Source organism: Gordonia sp. 135 (assembly GCF_009720185.1).
Classification (GTDB): domain Bacteria; phylum Actinomycetota; class Actinomycetes; order Mycobacteriales; family Mycobacteriaceae; genus Gordonia; species Gordonia alkanivorans.
Window position 1 is genome coordinate 2240001 of the sequence record NZ_CP046257.1, and the last position, 25143, is coordinate 2265143.

The 25143-nt window shown below is 67.3% G+C and carries 21 protein-coding genes, 1 tRNA gene and 2 rRNA genes (1 of these 24 cut by a window edge); 20 read left to right on the forward strand and 4 right to left on the reverse strand.

What is annotated here, in order from left to right; translation table 11 throughout:
- From GKZ92_RS10045 to GKZ92_RS10140, 20 genes are all read left to right on the forward strand, one after another.
- Positions 1–1751, forward strand: a 23S ribosomal RNA gene (locus GKZ92_RS10045); it begins 1385 nt to the left of the window's first position.
- Positions 1752–1863: 112 nt separating this feature from the next.
- A 5S ribosomal RNA gene (gene rrf / locus GKZ92_RS10050) occupies positions 1864–1980 on the forward strand.
- Positions 1981–2109: 129 nt separating this feature from the next.
- The gene (locus GKZ92_RS10055) at positions 2110–4341 is read left to right on the forward strand and encodes an HAD-IIA family hydrolase (protein WP_196222039.1); all 2232 of its coding nucleotides are present in this window, start codon (positions 2110–2112) and stop codon (positions 4339–4341) included.
- A gap of 11 nt (positions 4342–4352) precedes the next feature.
- On the forward strand, positions 4353–4685 hold the full coding sequence (locus tag GKZ92_RS10060) for a hypothetical protein (protein ID WP_035752526.1): 333 nt from the start codon (positions 4353–4355) through the stop codon (positions 4683–4685).
- 25 nt (positions 4686–4710) lie between these two features.
- Entirely contained in the window at positions 4711–5571 is an 861-nt protein-coding gene (locus GKZ92_RS10065) for a TlyA family RNA methyltransferase (RefSeq protein WP_035752229.1), read from the forward strand.
- 82 nt (positions 5572–5653) lie between these two features.
- Positions 5654–6673, forward strand: coding sequence for an NAD kinase (locus GKZ92_RS10070; protein WP_006360840.1), 1020 nt, complete (start codon positions 5654–5656; stop codon positions 6671–6673).
- Positions 6674–6675: 2 nt separating this feature from the next.
- Positions 6676–8430 (forward strand): DNA repair protein RecN, encoded by a 1755-nt coding sequence (recN, locus tag GKZ92_RS10075; protein WP_075862582.1) that lies wholly within the window; start codon positions 6676–6678, stop codon positions 8428–8430.
- A gap of 101 nt (positions 8431–8531) precedes the next feature.
- Positions 8532–9719 (forward strand): putative cytokinetic ring protein SteA, encoded by a 1188-nt coding sequence (steA, locus tag GKZ92_RS10080; protein ID WP_035752234.1) that lies wholly within the window; start codon positions 8532–8534, stop codon positions 9717–9719.
- A gap of 3 nt (positions 9720–9722) precedes the next feature.
- Positions 9723–10658, forward strand: a complete 936-nt coding sequence (locus GKZ92_RS10085; RefSeq protein WP_035752236.1) for a copper transporter — start codon at positions 9723–9725, stop codon at positions 10656–10658.
- Between the two features lie 163 nt (positions 10659–10821).
- Complete coding sequence (locus GKZ92_RS10090) at positions 10822–12606, forward strand: CTP synthase (protein WP_075862581.1); 1785 nt, start codon at positions 10822–10824, stop codon at positions 12604–12606.
- A 5-nt stretch (positions 12607–12611) separates the two neighbouring features.
- Entirely contained in the window at positions 12612–13235 is a 624-nt protein-coding gene (locus GKZ92_RS10095) for an NUDIX domain-containing protein (RefSeq protein WP_006360845.1), read from the forward strand.
- A 37-nt stretch (positions 13236–13272) separates the two neighbouring features.
- On the forward strand, positions 13273–14190 hold the full coding sequence (xerD, locus tag GKZ92_RS10100; protein WP_006360846.1) for a site-specific tyrosine recombinase XerD: 918 nt from the start codon (positions 13273–13275) through the stop codon (positions 14188–14190).
- A 167-nt stretch (positions 14191–14357) separates the two neighbouring features.
- Positions 14358–15299 (forward strand): ParA family protein, encoded by a 942-nt coding sequence (locus GKZ92_RS10105; RefSeq protein WP_006360847.1) that lies wholly within the window; start codon positions 14358–14360, stop codon positions 15297–15299.
- On the forward strand, positions 15296–16225 hold the full coding sequence (locus GKZ92_RS10110; RefSeq protein WP_035752239.1) for a segregation and condensation protein A: 930 nt from the start codon (positions 15296–15298) through the stop codon (positions 16223–16225). Before GKZ92_RS10105 ends, GKZ92_RS10110 begins: the two co-directional genes overlap by 4 nt.
- The gene (gene scpB, locus GKZ92_RS10115) at positions 16222–16926 is read left to right on the forward strand and encodes an SMC-Scp complex subunit ScpB (protein WP_035752242.1); all 705 of its coding nucleotides are present in this window, start codon (positions 16222–16224) and stop codon (positions 16924–16926) included. The genes GKZ92_RS10110 and scpB overlap by 4 nt, the downstream gene beginning before the upstream one ends.
- A 36-nt stretch (positions 16927–16962) precedes the next feature.
- Entirely contained in the window at positions 16963–17898 is a 936-nt protein-coding gene (locus GKZ92_RS10120; protein WP_155225232.1) for a pseudouridine synthase, read from the forward strand.
- Positions 17895–18590, forward strand: coding sequence for a (d)CMP kinase (gene cmk, locus GKZ92_RS10125; protein ID WP_035752244.1), 696 nt, complete (start codon positions 17895–17897; stop codon positions 18588–18590). The genes GKZ92_RS10120 and cmk overlap by 4 nt, the downstream gene beginning before the upstream one ends.
- Entirely contained in the window at positions 18587–20026 is a 1440-nt protein-coding gene (gene der, locus GKZ92_RS10130; protein ID WP_035752246.1) for a ribosome biogenesis GTPase Der, read from the forward strand. The genes cmk and der overlap by 4 nt, the downstream gene beginning before the upstream one ends.
- Positions 20027–20161: 135 nt before the next feature.
- Entirely contained in the window at positions 20162–20428 is a 267-nt protein-coding gene (locus GKZ92_RS10135; protein ID WP_042375713.1) for a GlsB/YeaQ/YmgE family stress response membrane protein, read from the forward strand.
- 129 nt (positions 20429–20557) lie between these two features.
- Positions 20558–20631: transfer RNA gene (locus GKZ92_RS10140), tRNA-Pro, on the forward strand.
- 51 nt (positions 20632–20682) lie between these two features.
- Here GKZ92_RS10140 and GKZ92_RS10145 read toward each other — a convergent pair.
- Genes GKZ92_RS10145 through GKZ92_RS10160 form a run of 4 tightly spaced genes read right to left on the reverse strand, consistent with a single transcriptional unit; the run spans position 20683 to position 25061 of the window.
- Positions 20683–21630, reverse strand: a complete 948-nt coding sequence (locus tag GKZ92_RS10145; RefSeq protein WP_035752250.1) for a diiron oxygenase — start codon at positions 21628–21630, stop codon at positions 20683–20685.
- Positions 21627–22508 (reverse strand): prephenate dehydrogenase, encoded by an 882-nt coding sequence (locus GKZ92_RS10150; protein ID WP_035752251.1) that lies wholly within the window; start codon positions 22506–22508, stop codon positions 21627–21629. Before GKZ92_RS10150 ends, GKZ92_RS10145 begins: the two co-directional genes overlap by 4 nt.
- Entirely contained in the window at positions 22505–24619 is a 2115-nt protein-coding gene (gene pabB, locus GKZ92_RS10155) for an aminodeoxychorismate synthase component I (RefSeq protein WP_127963220.1), read from the reverse strand. The genes GKZ92_RS10150 and pabB overlap by 4 nt, the downstream gene beginning before the upstream one ends.
- Positions 24620–24629: 10 nt before the next feature.
- Positions 24630–25061 carry a chorismate mutase family protein gene (locus GKZ92_RS10160; RefSeq protein ID WP_006360857.1) on the reverse strand — a complete coding sequence of 144 codons (432 nt, stop codon included), beginning with the start codon at positions 25059–25061 and terminating at the stop codon, positions 24630–24632.
- Positions 25062–25143 lie beyond the last annotated feature (82 nt).

A 25143-nucleotide genomic window follows, 5' to 3' on the forward strand; every position in this document is an offset into this window, starting at 1 on the left:
AATGCAGGCATGAGTAGCGAAAGAAGAGTGAGAAACTCTTCCGCCGAATGACCAAGGGTTCCTGGGCCAGGCTAATCCGCCCAGGGTGAGTCGGGACCTAAGGCGAGGCCGACAGGCGTAGTCGATGGACAACGGGTTGATATTCCCGTACCCGTGTATCCGCGCCCATGCTGAATCAGTTGTACTAACCATCCAGATCCCCCAGGAGCACCTTCGGGTGCCAGGTTGGGGTGATGCATGGGACCTTGGCTGGTAGTAGGCAAGCGATGGGGTGACGCAGGAAGGTAGTGGGGCCAGTCAGTGGTTGTACTGGTGTAAGCCTGTAGGGCGTGTTCTAGGCAAATCCGGAACACATCAAGCCTGAGAGGTGATGCGTAGCCGTAGCGGCGAATTCCATGATCCTATGCTGCCGAGAAAAGCCTCTAGTGAGTTGGTACACGGCCCGTACCCCAAACCAACACAGGTGGTCAGGTAGAGAATACTAAGGCGATCGAGAGAACTGTGGTTAAGGAACTCGGCAAAATGCCCCCGTAACTTCGGGAGAAGGGGGACCCAGACCGGTGACGGGATTTACTCTCTGAGCGGGTGTGGGTCGCAGAGACCAGAGAGAAGCGACTGTTTACTAAAAACACAGGTCCGTGCGAAGTCGTAAGACGATGTATACGGACTGACGCCTGCCCGGTGCTGGAAGGTTAAGAGGACCGGTTAGTCACCTTTGGGTGGCGAAGCTGAGAATTTAAGCCCCAGTAAACGGCGGTGGTAACTATAACCATCCTAAGGTAGCGAAATTCCTTGTCGGGTAAGTTCCGACCTGCACGAATGGCGTAACGACTTCTCTGCTGTCTCAACCACAGACTCGGCGAAATTGCAGTACGAGTAAAGATGCTCGTTACGCGCGGCAGGACGAAAAGACCCCGGGACCTTCACTATAGCTTGGTATTGGTGTTCGGTTCGGTTTGTGTAGGATAGGTGGGAGACTGTGAAGTGGGCACGCCAGTGTTCATGGAGTCGTTGTTGAAATACCACTCTGATCGTATTGGACTTCTAACCTCGGACCCTGATCGGGTTCAGGGACAGTGCCTGGTGGGTAGTTTAACTGGGGCGGTTGCCTCCTAAAAAGTAACGGAGGCGCCCAAAGGTTCCCTCAGCCTGGTTGGCAATCAGGTGTTGAGTGTAAGTGCACAAGGGAGCTTGACTGTGAGACGTACATGTCGAGCAGGGACGAAAGTCGGGACTAGTGATCCGGCACCGGCAAGTGGAAGCGGTGTCGCTCAACGGATAAAAGGTACCCCGGGGATAACAGGCTGATCTTCCCCAAGAGTCCATATCGACGGGATGGTTTGGCACCTCGATGTCGGCTCGTCGCATCCTGGGGCTGGAGTAGGTCCCAAGGGTTGGGCTGTTCGCCCATTAAAGCGGCACGCGAGCTGGGTTTAGAACGTCGTGAGACAGTTCGGTCTCTATCCGCCGCGCGCGTAAGAAACTTGAGGAAACCTGTCCCTAGTACGAGAGGACCGGGACGGACGAACCTCTGGTGTGCCAGTTGTCCCGCCAGGGGCACTGCTGGTTAGCTACGTTCGGAAGGGATAACCGCTGAAAGCATCTAAGCGGGAAGCCTGTTCCAAGATGAGGTTTCTCACCCCCTTTTGCGGGGTTAAGGCCCCCTACAGACCATGGGGTTGATAGGCCAGAACTGTACGCACAGCAATGTGTTCAGGTGACTGGTACTAATCGGCCGAGGACTTACCAACAACACCCACACACCACAGAAACACGTTCTCTGGTGTGTTCGCATCCACTATGACACTTCTGAAACAACACACACATAAATAAACAACTGTGTGTGTGGTTGTTTCATAAAGTTACGGCGGCCATAGCGGAGGGGAAACGCCCGGCCCCATTCCGAACCCGGAAGCTAAGCCCTCCAGCGCCAATGGTACTGCACCTTAATCAGTGTGGGAGAGTAGGACACCGCCGAACACAATTTCAGAAGGGCCCCGTATTCGATGATTTCTTTCGTCGGATACGGGGCTTTTCTCGTTCGCGCACGTCGTCTCGACGTGGCCGGCGATGCTTCCCATCAAGGTTCGAGGGCATAGATTGGCAGCTATGAGTGATCGTGATCGTCCGCGTCGTGACGGACGCGGTGAACGTGATACGCGAGATCAGCGCGAGTCGCGGGGCCAGGGTGGCCCCCGAGGTCAGCGGGGATCCCGTGGCCAGGGCGACTCCAGCCGTGGTGATTCGGGCCGGGGGCGTCGCCCGGACCGTCCGGGGCGTGAGCGCGGCGACGGTGGCCGACGGCAGCAGGGTCCGCCGCTACCCGATGACCTCAATGCGTCGGATCTCGATCCGGAAGTTCGTCGCGACCTGCTGACCCTCGACAAGGCGAATGCCGAGATCGTCGCGAAACACCTGGTGATGGTCTCGCGTCTACTTCTCGAAGAGCCGGCTCTCGCCCTCGAGCATGCCCGTGCCGCACGAGGCCGTGCGTCCCGTGTCGGCGTGGTCCGGGAGACCACCGGTATCGCCGCGTACAACGCCGGCGAGTGGCAGGAGTCCGCCACCGAACTGCGTGCTGCCCGTCGTATCACCGGCAACAACGCGCTGCTGCCCCTCATCGCCGACTGCGAGCGTGGGCTGGGACGTCCGGAACGTGCCGTCGAGATCGCCCGCGGGGACGAGGGCCGTGCGCTGACCGGTGAGGAAGCCACCGAGATGCGCATAGTCGAAGCCGGTGCGCGTATCGACCTCGGCGAGCCGGAGAAGGCCGTGGTGACGCTGCAGGCCGAGAACCTCAAGCCGGGACAGGTGGGAACCGGTCCCGCACGCCTGTTCTACGCCTACGCATCGGCGCTGTACGCGTCCGGTCGTCGGGACGAGGCCATCACCTGGTTCATGAATGCGGCCGCCGCCGACATCGACGACGTCACCGACGCCGAGTTCCGCCTGACCGAGCTCGCGAACGACGACACACCCGTCGGGAACGGCGAGCCGGACGTCGACGGAGTCGATGTTCTCGCCGACAGCGCGGTGTCCGAGGTTCCGGCGGCCTCCGAGCAGGCCAAGCCGGAGGCGGTAACTGCCGAGCCTGTGACTGCCGAGCCTGCTCCGGCCGAGACGAGCCCGGCTCCCGAGTCCGTTGCTGACCCTGAGCCGGTGGCTGCACCTGAACCGGTCTCCGCACCCGAGCCGATCGCTGCTCCTGAGCCGGTTACTGCACCCGAACGGGTCGCCTCTTCGGAGCCGGCCGACACCGACACGATCGACAGCCTGGAAGGCACTGCCGACCTGTCGGCGACGTCCAGCTACATAGAAGAGGGCAGTACCGGGTCGCAGGCACTCGTCGATCGATACGATGCGCTGCTACTGGACCTCGACGGAACCGTCTTCGCGGGCCACCAGGCACTGCCGAACGCGGTCGACACCCTCGACCGGCTCGACATACCTCGCTTCTTCGTGACGAACAATGCGAGTCGTCGTCCCGCAGAGGTCGCCGCCCACCTTCGTGAGCTCGGCTTCGATGCGACCGACGACCTCGTCGTCACCAGTGCTCAGTCGGGGGCGCGGTTGCTGTCCGAGCATCTCCCTCCGGGGTCGCGGGCGCTGGTCATCGGCACCGACGGGCTGGCGCAAGAGGTGCGCGAGGTCGGCATCGGCGTCACGCGCAGTGCCGACGACCGTCCCGCAGCCGTCATCCAGGGACACTCCACCGACACCGGTTGGGCCCAGCTGTCCGAGGCCGCGCTGGCGATCCGGGCCGGCGCCCTGTGGGTGGCCACCAATGTCGACGCCACACTGCCGTCCGAGCGCGGTCTGCTCGTCGGCAACGGTTCGATGGTCGCCGCACTGCGTAACGCCACCGGCAAGGAGCCGCTCGTCGCAGGCAAGCCGGCTGCCCCGCTGATGGCGGACGCGATCGCCCGTGCTGCGGCGAATTCACCGCTCGTCGTGGGCGACCGTCTCGACACCGACATCGAGGGCGCACACGCCGTCGGCATCGAGAGTGCACTGGTTCTCACGGGCGTCAGCACGGTCACCGACCTGCTGGCCGCTCCGCCGGAGCAGCGTCCCACCTACGTCATCGACGATCTGGCCGGCGTGTTCGACGAGATCGACGCGGTTCGCGTGGCCGATCAGCCGGGCTGGACCGTGAGCGTGGAGGCGTCCACCGTGACTGTCTCCGGCTCGGGCGACGTAATCGGACTCGTTCCTGCTCTGGCAGCTGCCACCTGGGCCGCGGTCGATGCGGGCACCGCTGATCCGGAGGAACTGCGGATTCGTGCCGAGGGCCCGGCGCGCGACAAGCTGGCGTCGCTGGGTGTCACCCTGGTCGGCTAGCGTGGGTGACGATGACTTATCCGAGTGACGAGAGCAGTCCTTCGGGCCTGAGCAGCGTTCCGACACCGAACAGCATGGCGCCCCGACCCGGTCCGGGCGCCATGCCGCGTCGTCAGTACGACCCGATGGCGGCACTCAACGACGATCCCTCGTCGGGCGCAGACGCCGCACTCGACCTGCCCGACGTCGAGGCCACCGTCTCCGAGCTCCTCGTGCAGGTCGACGATCTCCGGGAGTCGGTCGGTGACACCTTCTCGCTCGCTGCCCTCGAGCGTCAGGCCAACCTCCTCGAGCAGGCTCACGACGCCCTCACCGCGGCGCTCGACGCGGTGGACCGCCGATGATCCGACTCCGGACGCGGCACTGACGATGGCCACCAGAGCGCGACTCGACGCGGAACTCGTCCGGCGTGGCCTGGCCCGATCCCGGGAGCAGGCGCGCGAACTCGTCGATGCCGGCGTCGTGAAGGTCAACGGAACGGTGGCGGCGAAGGCCGCGACCGGTGTCACCAGGGATACCCCGATCGTCGTGGTGGAAGCACCGAAGGACGACTGGGCGTCGCGCGGCGCCCACAAACTCCTCGGTGCTCTCGAGGCGTTCGAGCCCCAAGGGCTGTCCCTGGCAGGTCGCCGATGCCTCGATGCAGGTGCCTCGACCGGCGGCTTCACCGATGTCCTGCTGCGTCGCGACGTCCGGGAGGTCGTCGCCGTGGATGTCGGTTACGGACAACTGATCTGGCGTCTGCAGAACGACGACCGCGTTCACGTACACGACCGCACCAACGTCCGGCACCTCGAACCGGAAGCGATCGGTGGTCCGGTGGACGTCGTGGTGGCCGACCTGTCCTTCATCTCGTTGGGACTCGTCCTGCCGGCGTTCGCGCGCTGCGCGGTGCCGGGTGCCGATCTGCTGCCCATGGTCAAGCCGCAGTTCGAGGTGGGCAAGGACCGCGTCGGCTCCGGCGGCGTCGTGCGCGACCCCGCTCTGCGTGCCGAGGCCGTGCTGGCGGTGGCGACAGAGGCGGCCGCACTCGGGCTCGTGACCCGTGGCGTCGTGGCCAGTCCGCTGCCGGGCCCGTCGGGCAACGTCGAGTTCTTCCTCTGGCTGCGCAACGAGCCCGGTGGCCGGGCGGGCGAGGAGTCGGGGGAGAGCGATAGGGTCGACCCGTCGGCATCGTCCGACGAACTCCGCTCCATGATCGAGCGTGCGGTCGCGGAGGGGCCGAGCTGAGTCCGAATCGGCCGGCGCCTGCTCATCTCGTTCCTGCTCGACCACACACGTCCGACCACACTTCTCTGGGAGGGAACCACCAGTGACCGACGATTCGGTAGCCGAGTCCGCCGGTGCCCGCGAGTTCTTGGTGGTCGCCCACACCGGACGCGAGAACGTCCTCGAGACGATCGAGGCCATCGCCCGCCACTGCGGTGCCGCCGGTGTCGCGCTGCGCGTCGTCGACCACGACACCCTCGACCGGGACGCCCCCGATCATGACGTGATCTACCGCAACCGCGACGATCAGCAGTCGCGACCCGGAAACGTACCCGTCGATCCCGAGTACCTCCGGTCCCTGGGCGCCGTGGTCGAGGTGACCACCGCCGAGTCCGCCTCGGCCGAGGGATGTGAGCTCGTCATCGTCCTCGGCGGCGACGGGACGTTTCTCCGCGCCGCCGAGTTGGCATGTCCGGCGGGGGTGCCCGTGCTGGGCATCAACCTCGGGCACATCGGCTTCCTCGCCGAATCGGAGGCGCACAAGGTCGACGAGGTGATGAATCAGCTCATCGCCCGCGACTACCGCATCGAACCGCGGATGACGCTCGAGATCGACATCGTCGACCCGGCCGACCCCGACCCGCCGACGGCGAGCAGCTGGGCGCTCAACGAGGTCGCGATCCTCAACACCAGCAAGAACGGTGTGCTCGAACTCGTCACCGAGGTCGATGGTCGCCCGGTATCGGCATTCGGCGCGGACGGCGTGCTGGTCGCGACCCCGACCGGGTCGACGGCCTACGCATTCTCCGCGGGCGGCCCGGTGATGTGGCCGGACCTCGAGGCCATCCTCGTGGTGCCCAACAACGCCCACGCGCTGTTCGCTCGGCCCATGGTGACGAGCCCGCGGTCGCGCATCGCCGTGGAAGTGGACAAGAACGGACGCTCGGCGGTGGCGCTGTGCGACGGCCGTCGAGCACTCGACGTGCCGGCCGGCGCCCGCGTCGAGGTCGTACGCAGCGATCGTTCGGTCAACTGGATCCGGATCGACTCCGATCCGTTCGCCGACCGGCTCGTGACCAAGTTCGCCCTCCCGGTCACGGGATGGCGAGGGAGGCAGGCATAGGGGTGCTCGAAGAACTGTCGATCACCGGACTCGGTGTCATCGAGGAGGCGCAGGCGCGTTTCCACCCGGGCTTCACGGTGCTGACCGGTGAGACCGGCGCGGGGAAGACGATGATCGTCACCAGCCTGCACCTGCTGTCGGGTGCGCGCGCCGACGCGACCCGCGTCCGAACAGGTAGCGCCAAGGCGATCGTCGAAGGTCGCTTCCGGCTGGCGAACGCCGAGGGTGTGCAGAAGGACCCGGTGGTCGCCGACATCCTCGACTCCACCGGAGCCGAACTCGACGACGACGACACCGTGATCGCGGTGCGCTCGGTGAGCGCCGACGGGCGCTCCCGCGCTCATCTGGGTGGCCGTTCGGTCCCCGCCGGCGTGATGGGTCAGCTCACCACCGCGGTCCTGGCCATCCACGGACAGAACGATCAGTTGCGTCTGCTTCGTCCGGAGCATCAGCGTGCGGCTCTCGACACGTTCGGCGGATCGAAGGCATCGTCCGCGCTGGAGGCCTACCGCAAGGCGCGGACCGCGTGGGTCGACATCCTCGACGAGCTCGATGCCCGTCGCGCCAACTACCGCGAGCTCGCACAGGAAGCCGACCGGCTCCGCTTCGGCATCGACGAGATCGCCGCGGTCGATCCGCTCCCGGGCGAGGACGAGGATCTGACCGCGACGATCAGGCGTCTGTCCGACCTCGAGTCCATCCGCGGGGCCGCCGATCAGGCCCACCACATCGTCGCCGGCGACTCGGGGGCATCGGTCATCGAGGGATTGGGCTCCGTCCGCACACTCCTCGAGGGCGCCGCCGACGACACCCTGCGAGGACTGGTCCCACGCGTCTCCGAGGCGCTCACCGTCATCACCGACGTGGGGGCCGAACTGACCGCGTTCACCTCGAGTCTCCCGGCGGATGCCGACGAACTCGACAAACTCCTGGCCCGCCAGGCCGAACTCAAGTCCCTCGTGCGCAAGTACGCACCCGACGTCGACGGCGTCATCGATTGGCGGCACAAGGCGCAGGCCCGACTCGCCGAGATCGAGGACCCGCGGGCATCCATCGAAGAGCTCGAGTCCGCGGCCGCTACGGCGCTGGAGAAGGTCGAGGCCGCTGCGGCCAAACTGCACTCGCTGCGCGTCAAGGCGGCGTCGTCGATGGCGGACAAGGTGTCCAAGGAGCTGAAGGGCCTCGCCATGGGCGACTCGGCTCTGGCGGTCTCCGTCAGTCCCGAACCCGCCTCGCCCGAGGACCGGCTCGCGATCACGGTCGCCGGGACCCGCGCCCATGCCGGGGCCGACGGAGCCGACAAGGTCGAGTTCGCGCTGGTCGCGCACCCCGGGGCCACGCCGCTCCCGATCGCGAAGTCGGCGTCGGGCGGTGAACTGTCGCGTGTGATGCTCGCGCTGGAGGTTGTCCTCGCCGCGCCGACCTCCGGTTCGGTCATGGTGTTCGACGAGGTCGACGCCGGCGTCGGCGGTCGTGCGGCGGTGGAGATCGGCAAGCGTCTCTCGCGGCTGGCCCGAGCCCATCAGGTCATCGTGGTCACGCACCTGCCGCAGGTCGCGGCTTTCGCCGACAACCACCTCGTGATCGGCAAGTCCAAGAAGGGTGCGCTGGTCACCAGCAGTGTGCGGACCCTCGACCGTGACGAGCGTGTCGCCGAACTCGCACGCATGCTCGCCGGCCTGGGGGAGTCCGACACCGGACGCGCGCACGCCGAGGAACTACTGGCCACCGCGGAGGCCGAACGGGCCGCGCACTGAACTCGGACGGGCTGGTGCCCGTGTTGCTTGTGTGACAAAAGTTTCTCGTGTTACGGCGCGCCTCCCGGGCTCCGTCGTGTGTTCGGTCAATCATTGCGGGCATGAAGATGCCTGCACTGCTCGCGCGTAACACCGAAGAACTGCCTGGCGTGACCGGTATCGCCAGGATCGACAAGAACACCAAGCGGCTGCTCAGTCGGGTCGGCCCGGGTGACATCGCCATCCTCGACGAGGTCGACCTCGACCGCGTCACCGCCGACGCCCTCGTCGAGGCCAACGTGGTCGCGGTGGTCAACGTCTCCCGCTCGATCACCGGCCGCTACCCGAACCTCGGCCCGGAGGTGCTCGTCGCCTCCGGCATCGTGCTCCTCGACGATGTGGGTCCGGAGATCTTCAAGCGTGTCAAGGACGGCGCCAAGGTGCGCGTCCACGACGACCGCCTGTTCGTCGGTGAGCGTCGACTGGCCCTGGGCACCGAGCTCGACGAGCGCGACATCGCCGACATCATGATCGGCGCCAAGGCGGGCCTCGTCGATCATCTGGAAGCGTTCTCGGGCAACACGATCGAGTTCATCCGCAGCGAGTCCCCGTTGCTGATCGACGGTGTCGGCGTGCCGGACATCGACGTCGACCTCGCCGGCCGGCACGTGATCATCGTCGGCGAAGGCGCCGACCGAGCCGCAGATCTGCGCGCACTCAAGCCGTTCATCAAGGAGTACCAGCCGGTGATGGTCGGCGTCGGTACCGGTGCCGACACCCTGACCAAGGCCGGCTACAAGCCCGCGATCATCGTCGGCGATCCGGAGAACATCAAGACCCCGACGCTGAAATCCGGTGCCCAGTTGGTCCTTCCGGCCGACACCGATGGCCACGCCGCAGGCCTCGAGCGCATCCAGGATCTCGGTATCGGTGCGACCACCTTCCCCGCGGCCGGTTCCGCGGAAGACCTCGCCCTGCTGCTGACCGACTACCACGGTGCCGACCTGATCGTCACCGTCGGCTACCCCGGCACGCTCGACGACTTCTTCGACCGTTCGCGTCGCGAGAGCAACCCGTCGATGTTCCTGACCCGCCTCAAGGTCGGACAGAAGCTCGTCGACGCGAAAGCCGTTGCGACGCTGTACCGCAGCCGCGTCTCAGGTGCCGCGATCGCATGTGTCGTCCTGGCCGCACTGGTCGCCGTGATCGCGGCGCTGCTGCTGTCCAACACCGGCGCCGACGTCACCGATTGGATTGTCACGCAGTGGAATGCGCTGCTCGACTGGGCACGAGAGGTCTGGAACCGATAGGCGATGATTTCGCTACGACAGCATGCGATCTCACTGGTCGCGGTATTCCTGGCATTGGCGCTCGGACTGTTCCTCGGCTCGGGGTTCGTCGGCGATCGCGTGAACTCGATGACCGGCACCAGCCGGGACCGCATCGGTGATCTCGAGAACCAGCGCGACGACCTGAACGCGAAACTGAACGCGGCCAACAGTTTCGACCTGGCGATCGGGCCCCGGCTCATCGCCAACACTCTGCGCGGCCAGTCGGTTCTCGTGGTGACCGCGCCGAACGCGGCCGAGGCCGACGTGGACGCCGTGAAGGAGAACATCTCGGGCGCCGGCGCGCGCTTCGCCGGTCAGATCGCGCTGACCGAGTCCCTCCTGAGCGACCAGAACGCCGAGCAGCTGCGCACCATCGTTGACCAGACGATCCCGCCGGGAGCGATCCTGCGTGCCGAGCTGACCGACTCGGGCAGCCGGGCCGGCGACCTGCTCGGAACACTCGTGCTCTCCGGGAAGACGACCCGCCCAGCGTCGTCCGCGGACCGCCGGACCGGGTTGGCCGCCCTGCGTGACGGTGGGTTCATCGACTACGCCAACAACGCCGTCACACCGGCCGATCTGATGGTTGTCGTGACCGGCGACGAGTTCGGCCCCGACTCGGGCGCCCAGGGTGCTGTGGTCGCACGCCTGGCCGCGGCGGCATCCGTCCGTGGCGTGGGCGGAGTGCTCGTCGGTCGGACCGGTTCGGCGAACGGCGGCTCACCGATCGCCGTGGTCCGCGCCGACCCGTCGTTGACCAACGCCGTGTCCACCGTCGACAACGTCGATCAGCCGACCGGCCTGATCACCACCGTCCTGGCGCTCGCCGCCGAGGGCAAGGGTGCGACCGGGTCCTACGGAACCGGCGCCGGCGCCACCGCGGTCACCGTCGGGGCCGACGGCAAGCCGGCCGCCTGACACCATCGGGACCGCCGCAATCGAGCCGATCACGTCGTCGGAGTGAGTACCGCCACGCCGCGCGTCGGTGTGGCGGTACAGCGCGGCGGCACAGTGGTGTTACCCTGGAGTCCCGTAGGTAATCAGGGCATCCGCCCCGATTCGGCCGACGGGAGACACGCTTTTGCGACCTTTGCGACACGTTCACGACACCAAGCACATCTTCGTCACTGGTGGCGTCGCTTCTTCACTGGGTAAGGGCCTCACGGCCTCGAGCCTGGGTCAACTTCTCACTTCTCGGGGCCTACGGGTCACGATGCAGAAGCTCGATCCCTATCTGAACGTCGATCCCGGCACGATGAACCCGTTCCAGCACGGAGAGGTCTTCGTGACCGAGGACGGCGCCGAGACCGACCTCGACGTCGGACACTACGAGCGCTTCCTGGACCGCAACCTCTCGCAGTCGGCGAATGTGACCACGGGACAGGTGTATTCGACGGTCATCGCCAAGGAGCGACGCGGCGAGTACCTCGGTGAGACCGTGCAGGTCATCCCGCACATCACCGACGAGCTCAAGTCCCGTGTGCTGGCCATGGGCGAGCCCGACGCCGACGGCGAGGTTCCCGACGTCGTCATCACCGAGATCGGTGGCACGGTCGGCGACATCGAGTCGCTCCCGTTCATCGAGGCTGCGCGCCAGGTGCGCCACGAGGTCGGTCGCGACAACGTCTTCTTCCTCCACGTCTCGCTGGTCCCGTACCTCGCGCCGTCGGGTGAGCTGAAGACCAAGCCGACCCAGCATTCGGTCGCCGCGCTGCGCAACGTCGGTATCCAGCCCGACGCGCTGATCCTGCGCTGCGACCGCGACGTGCCCGAGGGACTCAAGAAGAAGATCGCGCTGATGTGCGACGTCGAGCTCGACGGCGTGATCTCGACCCCCGACGCGCCGTCGATCTACGACATCCCCAAGGTGCTGCACAACGAGCACCTCGACGCTTATGTGGTCCGCAAGCTCGGGCTGCCGTTCCGCGATGTCGACTGGACGGTCTGGGGCGAGCTGCTCCACCGCGTCCACGAGCCGCGCGAGACGGTGCGGGTCGCGCTGGTCGGCAAGTACGTCGACCTGCCCGACGCCTACCTGTCGGTCACCGAGGCCATCCGTGCCGGCGGCTTCGCCTGGAAGGCGCGCACCGAGATCAAATGGGTGCCGTCGGATGACTGCGACACCCCGGCGGGTGCGCAGGCCGCACTCGGCGACGTCGACGCGATCCTGATCCCCGGCGGCTTCGGCATCCGCGGCATCGAGGGCAAGGTCGGCGCGATCTCGTATGCACGCCGCCGGGGCATCCCGCTGCTCGGTCTGTGCCTGGGTCTCCAGTGCGTGGTCATCGAGGCGGCACGCTCGGTGGGTCTCGACGAGGCCAGCTCGACGGAGTTCGATCCCGACACCCCGCATCCGGTCATCTCGACCATGGCCGACCAGGCCGACGCGGTCGCCGGCGAGGCGGACCTGGGTGGCACGATGCGCCTCGGCGCCTACGACGCCGTCCTGAAGGCGGGTTCGGTCGTGGCCGAGTCCTACGGCTCCCGTGAGGTGTCCGAGCGTCACCGTCACCGCTTCGAGGTCAACAACGCCTACCGCGACAAGATCGCCGATTCGGGTCTGGTCTTCTCGGGCACCTCGCCCGACGGGCACCTCGTCGAGTTCGTCGAGTACCCGAAGTCGGTTCATCCGTTCTTCGTCGCCACCCAGGCGCACCCGGAGCTCAAGAGCCGGCCGACCCGTCCCCATCCGCTGTTCCGCTCGTTCATCGAGGCGGCACTGAAATACAAGGCAGCCGAACGGCTTCCGGTGGATCTCGGTGACGACTACGAGTCGAACGACGCGCCCGCCGACACCGTCGCGGCGGTCAACGACGTCACCGTCGAGCCGGTCGCCGGGATCGACCAGACCGGCACCGAGGGCTGACGGGCTTGGGTGGCCACGAGTTCGACGTCACCGGCACCCGCACCGTCTACGACGGGGCGATCATCACGCTGCGCGTCGACGACGTGGCCATGCCCGGGGGACGTATCGCGGAGCGGGAGGTCGTCGAGCACTTCGGTGCGGTGGCGGTCCTCGCCCGTGACGAGAACGGCCGGATCGCGATGGTGCGTCAGTACCGGCATCCGATCGGCCGTCGACTTCTCGAGTTGCCTGCCGGCCTTCTCGACCAGGACGGTGAGGCACCGCTGACGGCGGCGCAGCGCGAACTGGCCGAGGAGGCCGACCTGGCCGCCGGCACCTGGCACGTGCTCGTCGACCTGGCGTTGTCGCCGGGGTTCACCGACGAGGCGCTCCGTCTCTACCTCGCCGAGGACCTGCATCACCTCGACGAGGCGGAGCGCGTCGACGAGGAAGCCGACCTGGAGGTCGAATGGGTGCCGCTCGACGACGCCGTCGCGATGGTGCTGGCCGGGGAGATCGTGAACGCCACGAGCGTCGCGGGCATCCTGGCCGCCACGGCGGCGGAACGGTCGGGGACCGGTCTACGGGGCGTCGACGCGCCGTGGACCGACGAACCCACCGCGCTTCGCGATCGTCGGCGCCGCTCGTGAGTACCCCAGCCGTGAGTACCCGAGCGGTGGGTCGCCTGTGACGATCGCCGCCGACATCTCGCGTTTCCTCGATCACCTCACCGTCGAACGGGGTGCGGCGGCCAACACGGTGTCCTCGTATCGCCGGGACCTCGAGCGGTACAAGCGGTATCTCGAATCGCGCGACATCGCGTCGCTGGACGCGGTGGCCGAGGAGGACGTGCGCGAGTTCCTCGTCGATCTTCGTCGAGGTGATCCCGATGCCGGGTTCACGCCACTCGCGGACAGCTCGATTGCGCGAACCCTGGTGGCGACGAGGCGTTTTCACAAGTTCGCAGTCGAGGAGGGGATCGTCACGACCGACGTCGCGCATGCGGTCCGTCCGCCGCGTCCGGCGCGGCGTCTGCCGAAGTCGCTACCGGTCGACGAGGTGCTGGCGATCCTGGAGGCCGCCGGCGCCGACGACCATCCCCGCGCCCTGCGCGACCGTGCCCTGCTGGAGTTCCTCTACAGCTGCGGAGCCCGCATCTCCGAGGCGACCTCACTCGACATCGACGACCTCGACCTCGACACCCGGGCGGTGCGTCTGCGGGGCAAGGGCGGCAAGGAACGTCTCGTCCCGCTCGGCGGACCGGCGATCGACGCCATCGACGCCTACCTGGTCCGCGGTCGTCCCGCGCTGGTGTCGCGGGCGACGCCGGCGCTGTTCCTCAACGCCCGGGGTGGGCGCCTCTCCCGGCAGTCGGCCTGGCAGGTACTGGTCACCGCCGCCGAACGTGCCGGGCTGGACAAGGCGGTTTCCCCGCATACGTTGCGGCACAGCTTCGCGACGCATCTGCTCGACGGCGGCGCCGACGTCCGCGTCGTCCAAGAGCTCCTCGGGCACGCATCCGTGACCACCACGCAGGTGTACACACTCGTGACGGTGAACACGATGCGTGAGGTCTATGCCGTCGCACATCCGCGTGCCCGCTGACCGCGCGCCGACCGCGGGTGAACGTCCGCGATGTCCTAGGCTGATACGAGTCGTCGACCAGGGACCGGCATCCGCCGCCCGGCCGACACGCATCGGACACCGAAGAGTGAAGGGAGCGGCGGGCACGTGACCACTCCGAGCGCACCGCGGTCTGGCACCCGCCTCGAGTGTTCGGGGACGCGGTCGTGACCTCCGCGGGGGATCAGTACAGGATCCAGGTCTCACCGGGTCATGACGCCGACGAGGTCGACCACCACGCGGCCGACGAGATCGGCCCCACCGGACGTCCCTATCGCGAGGTTCCCGAACCGCGACCCCTCGACCGTCACGGTCCGGCGACGGTCATCGCCGTCTGCAACCAGAAGGGCGGGGTCGGCAAGACCACCTCGACCATCAACCTCGGTGCCGCGCTCGCCGAGTACGGCCGTCGCGTCCTGCTCGTCGACCTCGACCCGCAGGGTGCGTTGTCCGCGGGTCTGGGTGTGCCGCACCACGAACTCGAGCAGACGGTCTACAACCTCCTCGTCCCGCCGCAGGTGGCCACCGACGAGGTGCTGATGCGGACACGCGTCGAGGGACTCGACCTCCTGCCGAGCAACATCGACCTCTCGGCAGCGGAGATCCAGCTCGTCACCGAGGTGGGGCGCGAACAGTCCCTGGGCCGTGCGCTGCACCCCGTCCTGGACCGCTACGACGTGGTGCTCATCGACTGCCAGCCGTCGCTGGGCCTGCTCACCGTGAACGCCCTCGCCTGCTCGGACACCGTGCTCATCCCGATGGAGTGCGAGTATTTCTCGCTGCGCGGCCTGGCGCTGCTCACCGACACGATCAACAAGGTGCGCGACCGTCTCAACCCGCGCCTGGACCTCGGGGGCATCCTCGTCACCATGTTCGACGCCCGCACGCTGCACTCCCGCGAGGTGATGGCGCGTGTCGTCGAGGTGTTCGGCGAGGCCGTCTACGACACCGTGATCTCCCGTACGGTCCGTTTCCCGGAGACGAGCGTCGCCGGTGAACCGATCACGTCCTGGGCACCCCGCTCGGCCGGCGCGAAGGCGTACCGGGCGCTGGCGCGCGAGGTGATCGCGCGCAACCTCAAGGGCGCATGACCGTCGACACCGACCCGGCCGTGTCCGATCCTTCTGCACCCGAGGTGGACGGACCCGATGCGCCGGCGCCGGTCGAGGTGTCGGAGCCGGTCGGCGACACCCCCGCGGAGAACGACGCCGCTGAATCCGAGGCCCCCGAATCCGGTTTCCGCGTCAAACTCCGCAACTTCGAGGGCCCGTTCGACCTGCTGCTGAACCTGATCTCGCAGCACCGGCTCGATGTCACCGAGGTCGCGCTGCACGTGGTGACCGACGACTTCATCGCCTACACCCGCGAGCTCGGACCGGAGGTCGGGCTCGACCAGACCACCGAGTTCCTCGTCGTGGCGGCCACGCTGCTCGATCTCAAGGCGGCACGGCTGCTGCCGTCGGGCGAGGTCGACGACCCCGAGGACCTCGCACTCCTCGAAGCCCGTGACCTGCTGTTCGCCCGACTGCTCCAGTACCGCGCGTACAAGCAGGTGGCACAGTTGTTCGGCGAGCTGGAAGCCGCTGCGCTGCAACGCTATCCGCGCGCAGTCTCGCTGGAGCAGCGGTTCGAGGACCTGCTGCCGGAGGTCACGCTCGGCGTCGACGCGAACGGGTTCGTGCAGGTGGCCGCGACCGCGCTGACCCCGCGGCCGGTGCCGACCGTCGGACTCGACCATCTCCACGACGTCCAGTCGGTGTCGGTGCCCGGTCAGGCCCGGCGGATGGCGGCTTTGCTGAGCGCGTCGGTCGGGGAGTGGGTCCACTTCCGCGATCTCACCGCCGACTGCGAGAGTGGGCTGGAGATCGTCGGTAGCTTCCTGGGTCTGTTGGAACTCTACCGCGAGCAGGCCATTACCTTCGAACAACCCGAGGCGCTCGGCGATCTCGCCGTGATGTGGACCGGTGAGCGCCAGATCGACGACCTGCGCATCGACAAGGCAGAGGACTACGGATGACCGACGGACCGATCGACGACGCCGACGACGTGAACGACGAGGCGGTGGCCGACGAGGCCGAGGTCCTCGACGATGAAACCCTGCGGTCGGCGCTGGAGGCCGTGCTGCTCGTCGTCGACACCCCGGTGACCACCGAGGAGCTGGCCAATGCCGTCGACCAGGACCGGACACGGGTGCGCGAGATGCTCAATGCCATGTCGTCGGAGTTCACCGCGGCGCGCAGCGGTTTCGACCTGCGTTTCGCCGGCGACGGCTGGCGCTTCTACACGCGGGCCGACTACGCGCCGTATGTGGAGCGATTGCTGCTCGACGGAGCGCGGTCCAAGCTGACGCGCGCGGCCCTGGAGACGCTCGCGGTGATCGCCTACCGGCAGCCGGTGACGCGTGCGCGTGTCAGCGCGATCCGTGGTGTGAACGTCGACGGTGTGATCCGGACGCTCGTCGCCCGCGGCCTGATCAACGAGGTCGGCCAGGACCCGCAGACCAACGCCACGACCTACGCGACCACCGAGATGTTCCTGGAGCGGCTCGGCCTGGCCTCGCTGTCCGAACTGCCCGATCTGGCGCCGCTGCTGCCCGACGTCGACCTCATCGACGACCTCGACGAGGAGTTGTTGTCGGATCCCCGATTCGCCAAATTGTCACCTCAGCCGTCAGACTCGAAGGTACTGGCCACCGACGGTGACCTGAACGATGACTAGATCCGCATGGATCTGCCGAACACAGGATTGAGAACAATGGCTTCCGCTGGCCGAGATGGCTCACCGGGAAAACGCCGTAAGGGCGCCCCCGCACAGCAACCGCGAACGAAGAAGACGCACCGCAAGGGGTCGTCGAAACCCAACGCCGACGTCGGGAAGATCCGGCTCAACAACGCCCGGCCCGCACGCCACCAGGTGGCACCGGAGCAGGTGAGCGGCAACGGGCCGGAATTCGTCGCAGACGGTGTCCGACTCCAGAAGGTCCTGGCACAGGCGGGTGTGGCCTCGCGCCGCGGCGCCGAGGAGATGATCGCCGCCGGACGTGTGAAGGTCGACGGCAAGGTCGTCACCGAGCAGGGTCTGCGCATCAACCCCGACACCGCGATCATCCACGTCGACGATGCGCGCGTGATCATGGACGAGACCAAGCAGTATCTCGCCTTCAACAAGCCCAAGGGCTGGCAGTCGACCATGGCCGACGACCAGGGCCGGCCGTGCGTCGGTGACGTGGTCGCCGAACGCGTGATGGCCGGACAGCGCCTGTTCCACGTCGGCCGGCTCGATGCCGACACCGAGGGCCTGCTGCTCCTGACCAACGACGGCGAGCTGGCCCACCGGCTGATGCACCCGTCGTTCGAGGTGCCCAAGACCTACCTGGCGACCCTGAAGGGTGAGGTGCCGCGCGCGATCGCTCGTCACCTGCGCGAGGGCATCGAACTCGAAGACGGCCCGGTAAAGGTCGACAAGTTCACCGTCATCGAGGTCCACGAGGGACAGTCGCTGGTGCGCATCACCCTGCACGAGGGACGCAACCGCATCGTGCGCCGCATGATGGACGAGGTCGGTTTCCCGGTCACGAAACTCGTTCGCACCCATGTGGGTACGGTCGCGCTGGGGGAGCAGCGACCCGGTAGCCTGCGTGTCCTCGGCAGCGACGAGGTCGGCGGCCTGTACAAGGCGGTCGGACTGTGACCGCTGGCACGACGCGCGTCGTCGCCATCGACGGGCCGGCCGGTACGGGCAAGTCGTCGGTGTCGAAGCTGCTCGCCGACAAGGTCGGCGCCAGCTATCTCGACACCGGGGCGATGTACCGCGCGGTGACCTTGGCGGTTCTCGACGCCGGTGTGGCACTTGACGATCCGGCCGGTATCGCCCGGGTTGTCGACGCGGTCGACATCGAGCTGATCCCCAACGGCGACGGGTCGTCGACGGTGCTGCTCGACGGTCGCGACGTGTCCGGGCCGATCCGGACCGACCATGTCACCAGTGCGGTGTCGGCGGTGTCCGCGGTTCCCGAGGTGCGCACCAAACTCGTTGCGCTGCAGCGACAGAACGCGCAGGGGCGCTTCGTGGTGGTCGAGGGTCGCGACATCGGGACCGTGGTGTTCCCGGCGGCCGACGTCAAGATCTTCCTGACCGCCACGCCGGAGGCACGAGCCGACCGGCGGCACAAGCAGAATCTGGCCGCGGGACGCGACAGCGATTACGCAGCGGTCCTGGACAGCGTGAACCGCCGCGACCATCTGGATTCGACGCGCGCGGTGTCTCCGCTGCGTGCCGCCGATGACGCCGTCGTCGTCGACACCAGTGACAAGACCCTCATGGAGGTGCTCGACGAACTGAGCGGCCTCGTCGAGACCCGGATCGGAGTATCAGAACGGTGAGCGACAACTTCGAGACCGACCTGGCGGCATTGCCCGGAGACGGTATCTGGTCGGACGAATCCGACTGGCAGCTGACCGATATCGAGGGCGCCGACGGCGCCGCCGAGGTCGAGCACATGCCGGTGCTGGCGATCGTCGGACGCCCCAACGTGGGCAAGTCCACTCTCGTCAACCGAATCCTCGGCCGGCGTGAGGCCGTGGTCGAGGACATCCCGGGTGTCACGCGTGACCGCGTGTCCTACTCGGCGAGCTGGTCCGGACGTAGCTTCACGGTCGTCGACACCGGCGGCTGGGAGCCCGACGCGAAGGGCCTGCAGCAGGCCGTCGCGGCCCAGGCCGAACTCGCGATGCGGACCGCCGACGTGATCGTCGTGGTCGTCGACGCGACCGTCGGTGCCACCGCGACCGATGAAGCCGTGGCGCGCGTTCTGCGCCGGTCCAAGACGCCGGTGATCCTGTGCGCCAACAAGGTCGACAGCGAGCGGATGGAGGCCGACACGGCTGCCCTGTGGTCGCTGGGACTCGGTGAACCGCACCCGGTGTCGGCGGCGCACGGCCGTGGTGCCGGTGACCTGCTCGACGTCATCCTGCAGAAGCTGCCCGCGACTCCGCGCGAGACCCCGGTGCTGGGCGGCCCGCGTCGTGTGGCACTCGTCGGCAAGCCGAACGTGGGCAAGAGCTCGCTGCTGAACAAGCTGGCCGGCACCGAGCGTTCGGTGGTGGACAACGTCGCCGGTACGACCGTCGACCCGGTCGACGAGATCGTCGAACTGGGCGGCAAGGTCTGGAATTTCGTCGACACCGCAGGCCTGCGCCGCAAGGTGCGTACCGCGAGTGGTCACGAGTACTACGCCTCGCTGCGCACGCGGGCGGCCCTCGACGCCGCCGAGGTGGCGATCCTGCTGATCGATGCCTCGCAGCCGATCACCGAGCAGGATCTGCGCGTGCTCTCGCTCATCATCGAGAGCGGCCGTGCCCTGGTCATCGCCTTCAACAAGTGGGATCTGGTCGACGAGGATCGTCGCTATCAGCTCGACAAGGAGATCGACCGCGAGCTCGCCCGCGTGCCGTGGGCGCGTCGGGTGAACATCTCGGCGTCGACCGGTCGTTCGGTGCAGAAGCTGGTGCCGGCGATGGAGAGCGCGCTCGAGGCGTGGGACAAGCGCATCTCGACCGGGCCGCTGAACAGCTGGCTCAAGGACGTCATCGCGGCCAACCCGCCGCCTCTGCGCGGTGGTCGTCAGCCGCGCGTGATGTTCGCGACCCAGGCGTCGGTGCGACCGCCGACCTTCGTGCTGTTCACCACCGGCTTCCTCGAGGCCGGTTATCGCCGCTTCCTGGAGCGTCGTCTGCGCGAGGAGTTCAACTTCGACGGTTCACCGGTGCGCATCAACGTGCGTGTGCGCGACAAGCGGGAGCAGCGCCGCAAGCGCTGACCGCCTCCGCAAGCCCACCTCTTTTCGGTAAACCCGCCGCCTCCTCGGCTGGAGCGTTTACCGAAAAAGGGTGGGTTTGTGCGTTCCTGGTGCGGCTGTGACTGATGTGGGAGGCGCTGTGAGATACTGCCTCTCGTGCTCATCTTGGCAAGCATCGTCTTCGGAATGGTCATCGGTGCTCTGGCTCAGCTCATCATCGGTGGCAAGAACATGTGGAGTATCGACTGGGGTCTGGCGCTCGTCGCCGGCGTCGTCGGCTCCTTCATCGGCGGGTTGCTGATCAGCCTGATCACCGGTCACGGCATCGAACTCCACGCCAGCGGCATCATCGGTTCGCTCGTCGGCGCGCTCATCGTCACCGGCGGCTGGATCTGGTTCAAGAAGCGCTCCTCGACCAACTGACCGGCGGAGGCCGACGAGTCGGGGAACACCCCTTCTGACCAGGCGATTGGTACAGAACAGCACTCGTCGGCTAGTCTTTAATCCGCCCGCTCCGGTGGGCAGTCGAAAGACCGAGAGGTCCGAAGACAACGGGCTGTGGCGCAGTTTGGTAGCGCACTTGACTGGGGGTCAAGTGGTCGCAGGTTCAAATCCTGTCAGCCCGACAATATGGCCAGCACCGACGGTGCTGGCCATTGTCGTTTGTGCCTCCGGCCTCAGCGATGCTCGAGCTCACCGAACCGGGCGAGCAACCGGTTGATCGCGCTGCAGTCCTGGAGGAAGTGCCGGCGGTCGGGGTCCTCGGCGACGTCACGCAGCATCTGATCTGCATCCGGGACCTGCTCCGCGGCCAGAATCGCCGACCACACAGCCCCATCGGTGGCGGTGAACGCGTCGACGCCGTCCCGCAGCGCGCGCGCCAGGAAGCTCCGGTCGTCCGAATCCAGCTTGTCGTGCACCATCGCGATCATCTCGGTCGCAACCGAGGCGTGAGCGCGTTCGTCGCGGCGGTGTAGCGCGATGGTGGCCTGGTGCACGGGCTGGATCGTCCGGTCACCGGCGATCAGGCTCAGGTAGTCGGCGATGGAGGTCTCGGCGACCGTTGCGTATGCCAGAGTCGTCAGCGCCGCTGCTCGCGGGGACTCTGCCTGCGCGAACGACTCTCGGTGCCCGCGTGCGGTCGACGACTCCGGCAACGTCGAGTCCGGTAGTGCCCAGCCGCGACGACGACGAGTCAGCGCGGACGCGTTCAGGTGCATCAGGGTGTGGTACTCCTCGTCGACCATCGACTGCACCACCGCCGCCCGGTCCGCATCAGAGAAGCCGGTGCCGAACACGTCCCGGAACAGCAACCCGAAACCGGGTGTCACGACGTCCTGTTCGATGTCGACGACGTTCTTGTTGTAGGCGATCCACGCCCAGGCCCGGACCCGGGTCCGGACGTCCTCGTCGAGCCGCTCCCAGCTCGGATGCCCGGCGAACGGGAGCAGCACCTCGGGATAGTCCTCGCGGGTGTCGTCGTAGAGGTCGTCCATCGTCGGTATGTCGAGCTCGGGTTCGGTGCGCCGCACCGTCGCCCGCCGTGGCCAGCTCCGCACGAGGCCGTCGATGACCGCCGACTCCACCGGGTCGGACGCGTCGTGCTCGGGCAGGTGGCCGGTCACGTGGACAGCCTCTCGAACATCCGCGCACACAGTCGCGCGTAGTCGTCCGCGTGGCCGCCCAACGGACCACCGGCCTCGGTGAGCAGTGCCGTGAAGTCGTCGGTGTCGCCCGCGGACGCAGCGGACACCCGGCACACGGCCCGCGCCAACGCCTCTCGTGCGGCGGGTGCACACGGGTTTGACGCCTGCACGTCCCGATACACCTCTGGTGTCCCGCCGGTGATCCGTGCCTGTAGTGCCGACATCGTCGTGAACGGCGGAGTGGCCAGGGCGGCTGCCTCGTCGGCATCGATTCCCAGGTCGGCGAGCGCGCACCCGAACGCCAGGATCGTCGCGTGGGTGAGGGCCTGCACCGCCGCGCACACCCGGTCGTGCCGATCGGCGGTCGTGATCTCGACCCGCGCGCCCCACCGAGACAGGTCGTCGCGCAAGCGATCCGCACCCGGACCGTCACGATGGACGACGACCGCGACCGCCCGGCCCGAAAGACCGAGGGACGGAGCGAACATCGGGTTGATCCCGACGATCGGACCGCCCCTGTCGACGTCGTCCCCGTCGAGTTCGGCGACGGCCGAGGAGAACCGCGTCTTCACCGACAACGTCTCCACCAGCAGCGCCGCCGCGTTCAGCAGAGGGATCACCGACTTCACGGCCTCCAACGCCACACCCTCCGGGACCGCAAGCACCACGACATCGGCCTCCCGCAGTCGTGACTCCGCCCCCCGGTCGGGGTATCGGATGTCGTCACCGTGGCGGGCGTCGAGCACGTGCACGGTGTTCCCGTCACCGCGCCACCGATCGGCGAGCATCGTCCCGACGGCTCCGGCACCGCCGGCGACGACGATCGACCGGGCTTCGGGCGCGGGCGATCCGGTCACGGTCCACTCTCGTCGGCGACGGACAGACAGCGTCGCATCGACAGCGCCTTCACCATCGTCTCCTCGAACTCGTCCTCCGGATCCGACAGCGCGACGATCGCACCACCGACCCCGAACGTCACCTCGGACTCGGTGGCCACCATCGTGCGGATCACGATCGACAGGTCGGCGGTTCCGGTCAGTGAGAAGTAGCCGATCGCCCCCGAGTACACCCCCCGCGGACCGGCCTCGAGTTTGTCGATGATCTCCATCGTGCGGATCTTCGGCGCCCCGGTCATCGACCCGCCCGGGAACGCCGCCCGCACACAGTCCACCGCGGACACACCCGCGCGCAACGTTCCGCGCACCGTCGACACCAATTGGTGTACCGGCGAATAGGTTTCGACGGCGAACAACGACGGCACGTGCACCGAGCCGGGCTCGCAGACCCGCGACAGGTCGTTGCGGACCAGGTCGACGATCATCAGGTTCTCCGCCCGGTCCTTCTCGCTGTGTCGCAGGTCGTACTGAAACCCCTCGTCCTGCACGGGATCCGCGGACCGTGGCCGAGTGCCCTTGATCGGTTTCGACTCCACCGTGCGATCTGCCCCCACCTTCAGGAACCGTTCCGGGGATGCGCTGAGCACCGACAACCCCGAGAACTGGAGCAGCGCGCTGTAGGGCATCGGGCTGATCTCGCGGAGGCAGGAGTACCCGGACACCGGGTCGAGGCCGCGGTGCACGGTTGCCGAGTTCGTCAGGCACACCTCGTACGACTCCCCGGACCGGATCTCCGCCAAGCACTGCTCGATGAGCCTCAGGTAGGTCGGGTGGTCGTGCCGGAACACGATCGGCACCTCGTGCGACTCCTGGACCAGCGGGGGAGCGGTGACCATCGGTTCGGAGGCATGATCCTGCAGCTCCCGGATGGCCGACGCCGTGTCGCGCAACCACCGCGCGGTCGCAGGGTCCACGGTGCCGGGCTCCGCGTCATCGACCGGTTCGAGTGCGAGCAGGTATGCGCACCCGCGTTCGTGATCGATCACGACGGCCCGGTCCGCGAACACCAGTGCCGCATCGGCCTGTTCAGATGCGTGGGCCAACTGGCCGCCGGTGTCCGCTTTGAGTTCGTAGCCGAGATAACCGACGTAGCCGAGACAGAACCCGAATGGCAGATCCGGCCGGGGCGCGACCGACCGCTCCCGTAGCCGGGCGTCGAGATAGTCGAAGAAGGTGCTGCGGATCTCCTCCTCGGCCCCGTCCGAATGTTCCACTCGCACGGTCATTTCCGGAATCCGGTAGGTCACGTACTCGGCGCGTGGGCCCGAGCAGTCACCCATCACGGAAAACCGGCTCCCCGATTCGTTGGCCGCCGACCCGTCGAGCCAAAAGCTGTTCGGTCCATCAGCGAACAGTCGCTCGTACACCGCAGCCGGGTCGACGACCCGGTCCACCCGCTCCGACCGCACCCGGTAGTCGTGTTCCGGCCTCATCGGTGCCGCCTCGGCCGGCCGCTCCGTGGAGGTGTTCCTCGGCGCCGCCGGTATCGGTCGCCGCATCCGCACCGGGGTGGCCGCGGCGAAGTTCGAGAGCAGCTCCCGCCCGTACTCGGTGCAGATCGACTCCGGATGGAACTGCACCCCCCACAGCGGGAGTTTCCGATGACGCACCGCCATCAGGACGCCGTCGTCCGACCACGCCTGGGCCTCCAACCCGTCCGGGACCTCCAGGACCGCCAGCGAGTGGTACCTGACTGCCCGGAACGGGGACGGAAGACCATCGAACAGGCCCTGCCCGTCGTGGTGCACCGCGCTGATCCGTCCGTGCCGAGGCTCCGGGGCCGAGACAACCGGACTGCCGAACAGGTGACACAGTCCCTGGTGGCCCAGGCAGACTCCGAGGACGGGAAGTCCGCTGTCGGTCAGGGCCCGCCCGCTGATCCCGAAGTCGCGGGCGCAGTCCGGACGCCCCGGACCGGGGGAGACCACCACGTTGTCGAATGCCGTCAGGTTCACCGACGACCACGGCGCATCGTTGGCGACGACCACCGGCTCCGAGCCGTTCACCTCCGTCAACAGGGCATGGAGGTTGTAGGTGAACGAGTCGTAGTTGTCGATCAGAAGTGTCCGCACCGCGTCCGCCTCAGTCCACGCTGGCGTCGGCGGCGCCGTCCACGGCTGTCCGCTGGACGAGGACGCGATCAGGGCCCGCATGCGCGACCGGAGCCCCGTTCGTCCGCAGTTCATCGGTCGCCACGATGAGGTCCTCCACCCGGCAGGTCTCCGAGATGAGCAGGTCGTAGAGGTCGTGCAGGAACTGTGGGGAGAGTCCGTGGTCGAGGGCGTAACGGTGGGCGTGATCGTGCACCGCTCCGACGCGGCGCGGCTGCATCACGGGAATGGCGTGGCGCTCCTTGAGGTACGCGATGCGAGTGCAGACCTCCAGCCGGGCGCGGACATCGTCGAGCAGCCGGTTGTCGATTGTGTCCAGTTCCGCTCGGAGGTCGGCGAGCTCGCGCTCGCCGAGGTCGCCCTCGGTCACCGTCTGTCCGTTGTTGCCCGTCGATTCGCTCACCGCTCGACCACCTTGCACTGTCCGAAGGGAAGTGCGGCCCGCCGACTTGAACCGCTGAAACGCGACGCGGGCCCGAACTGAC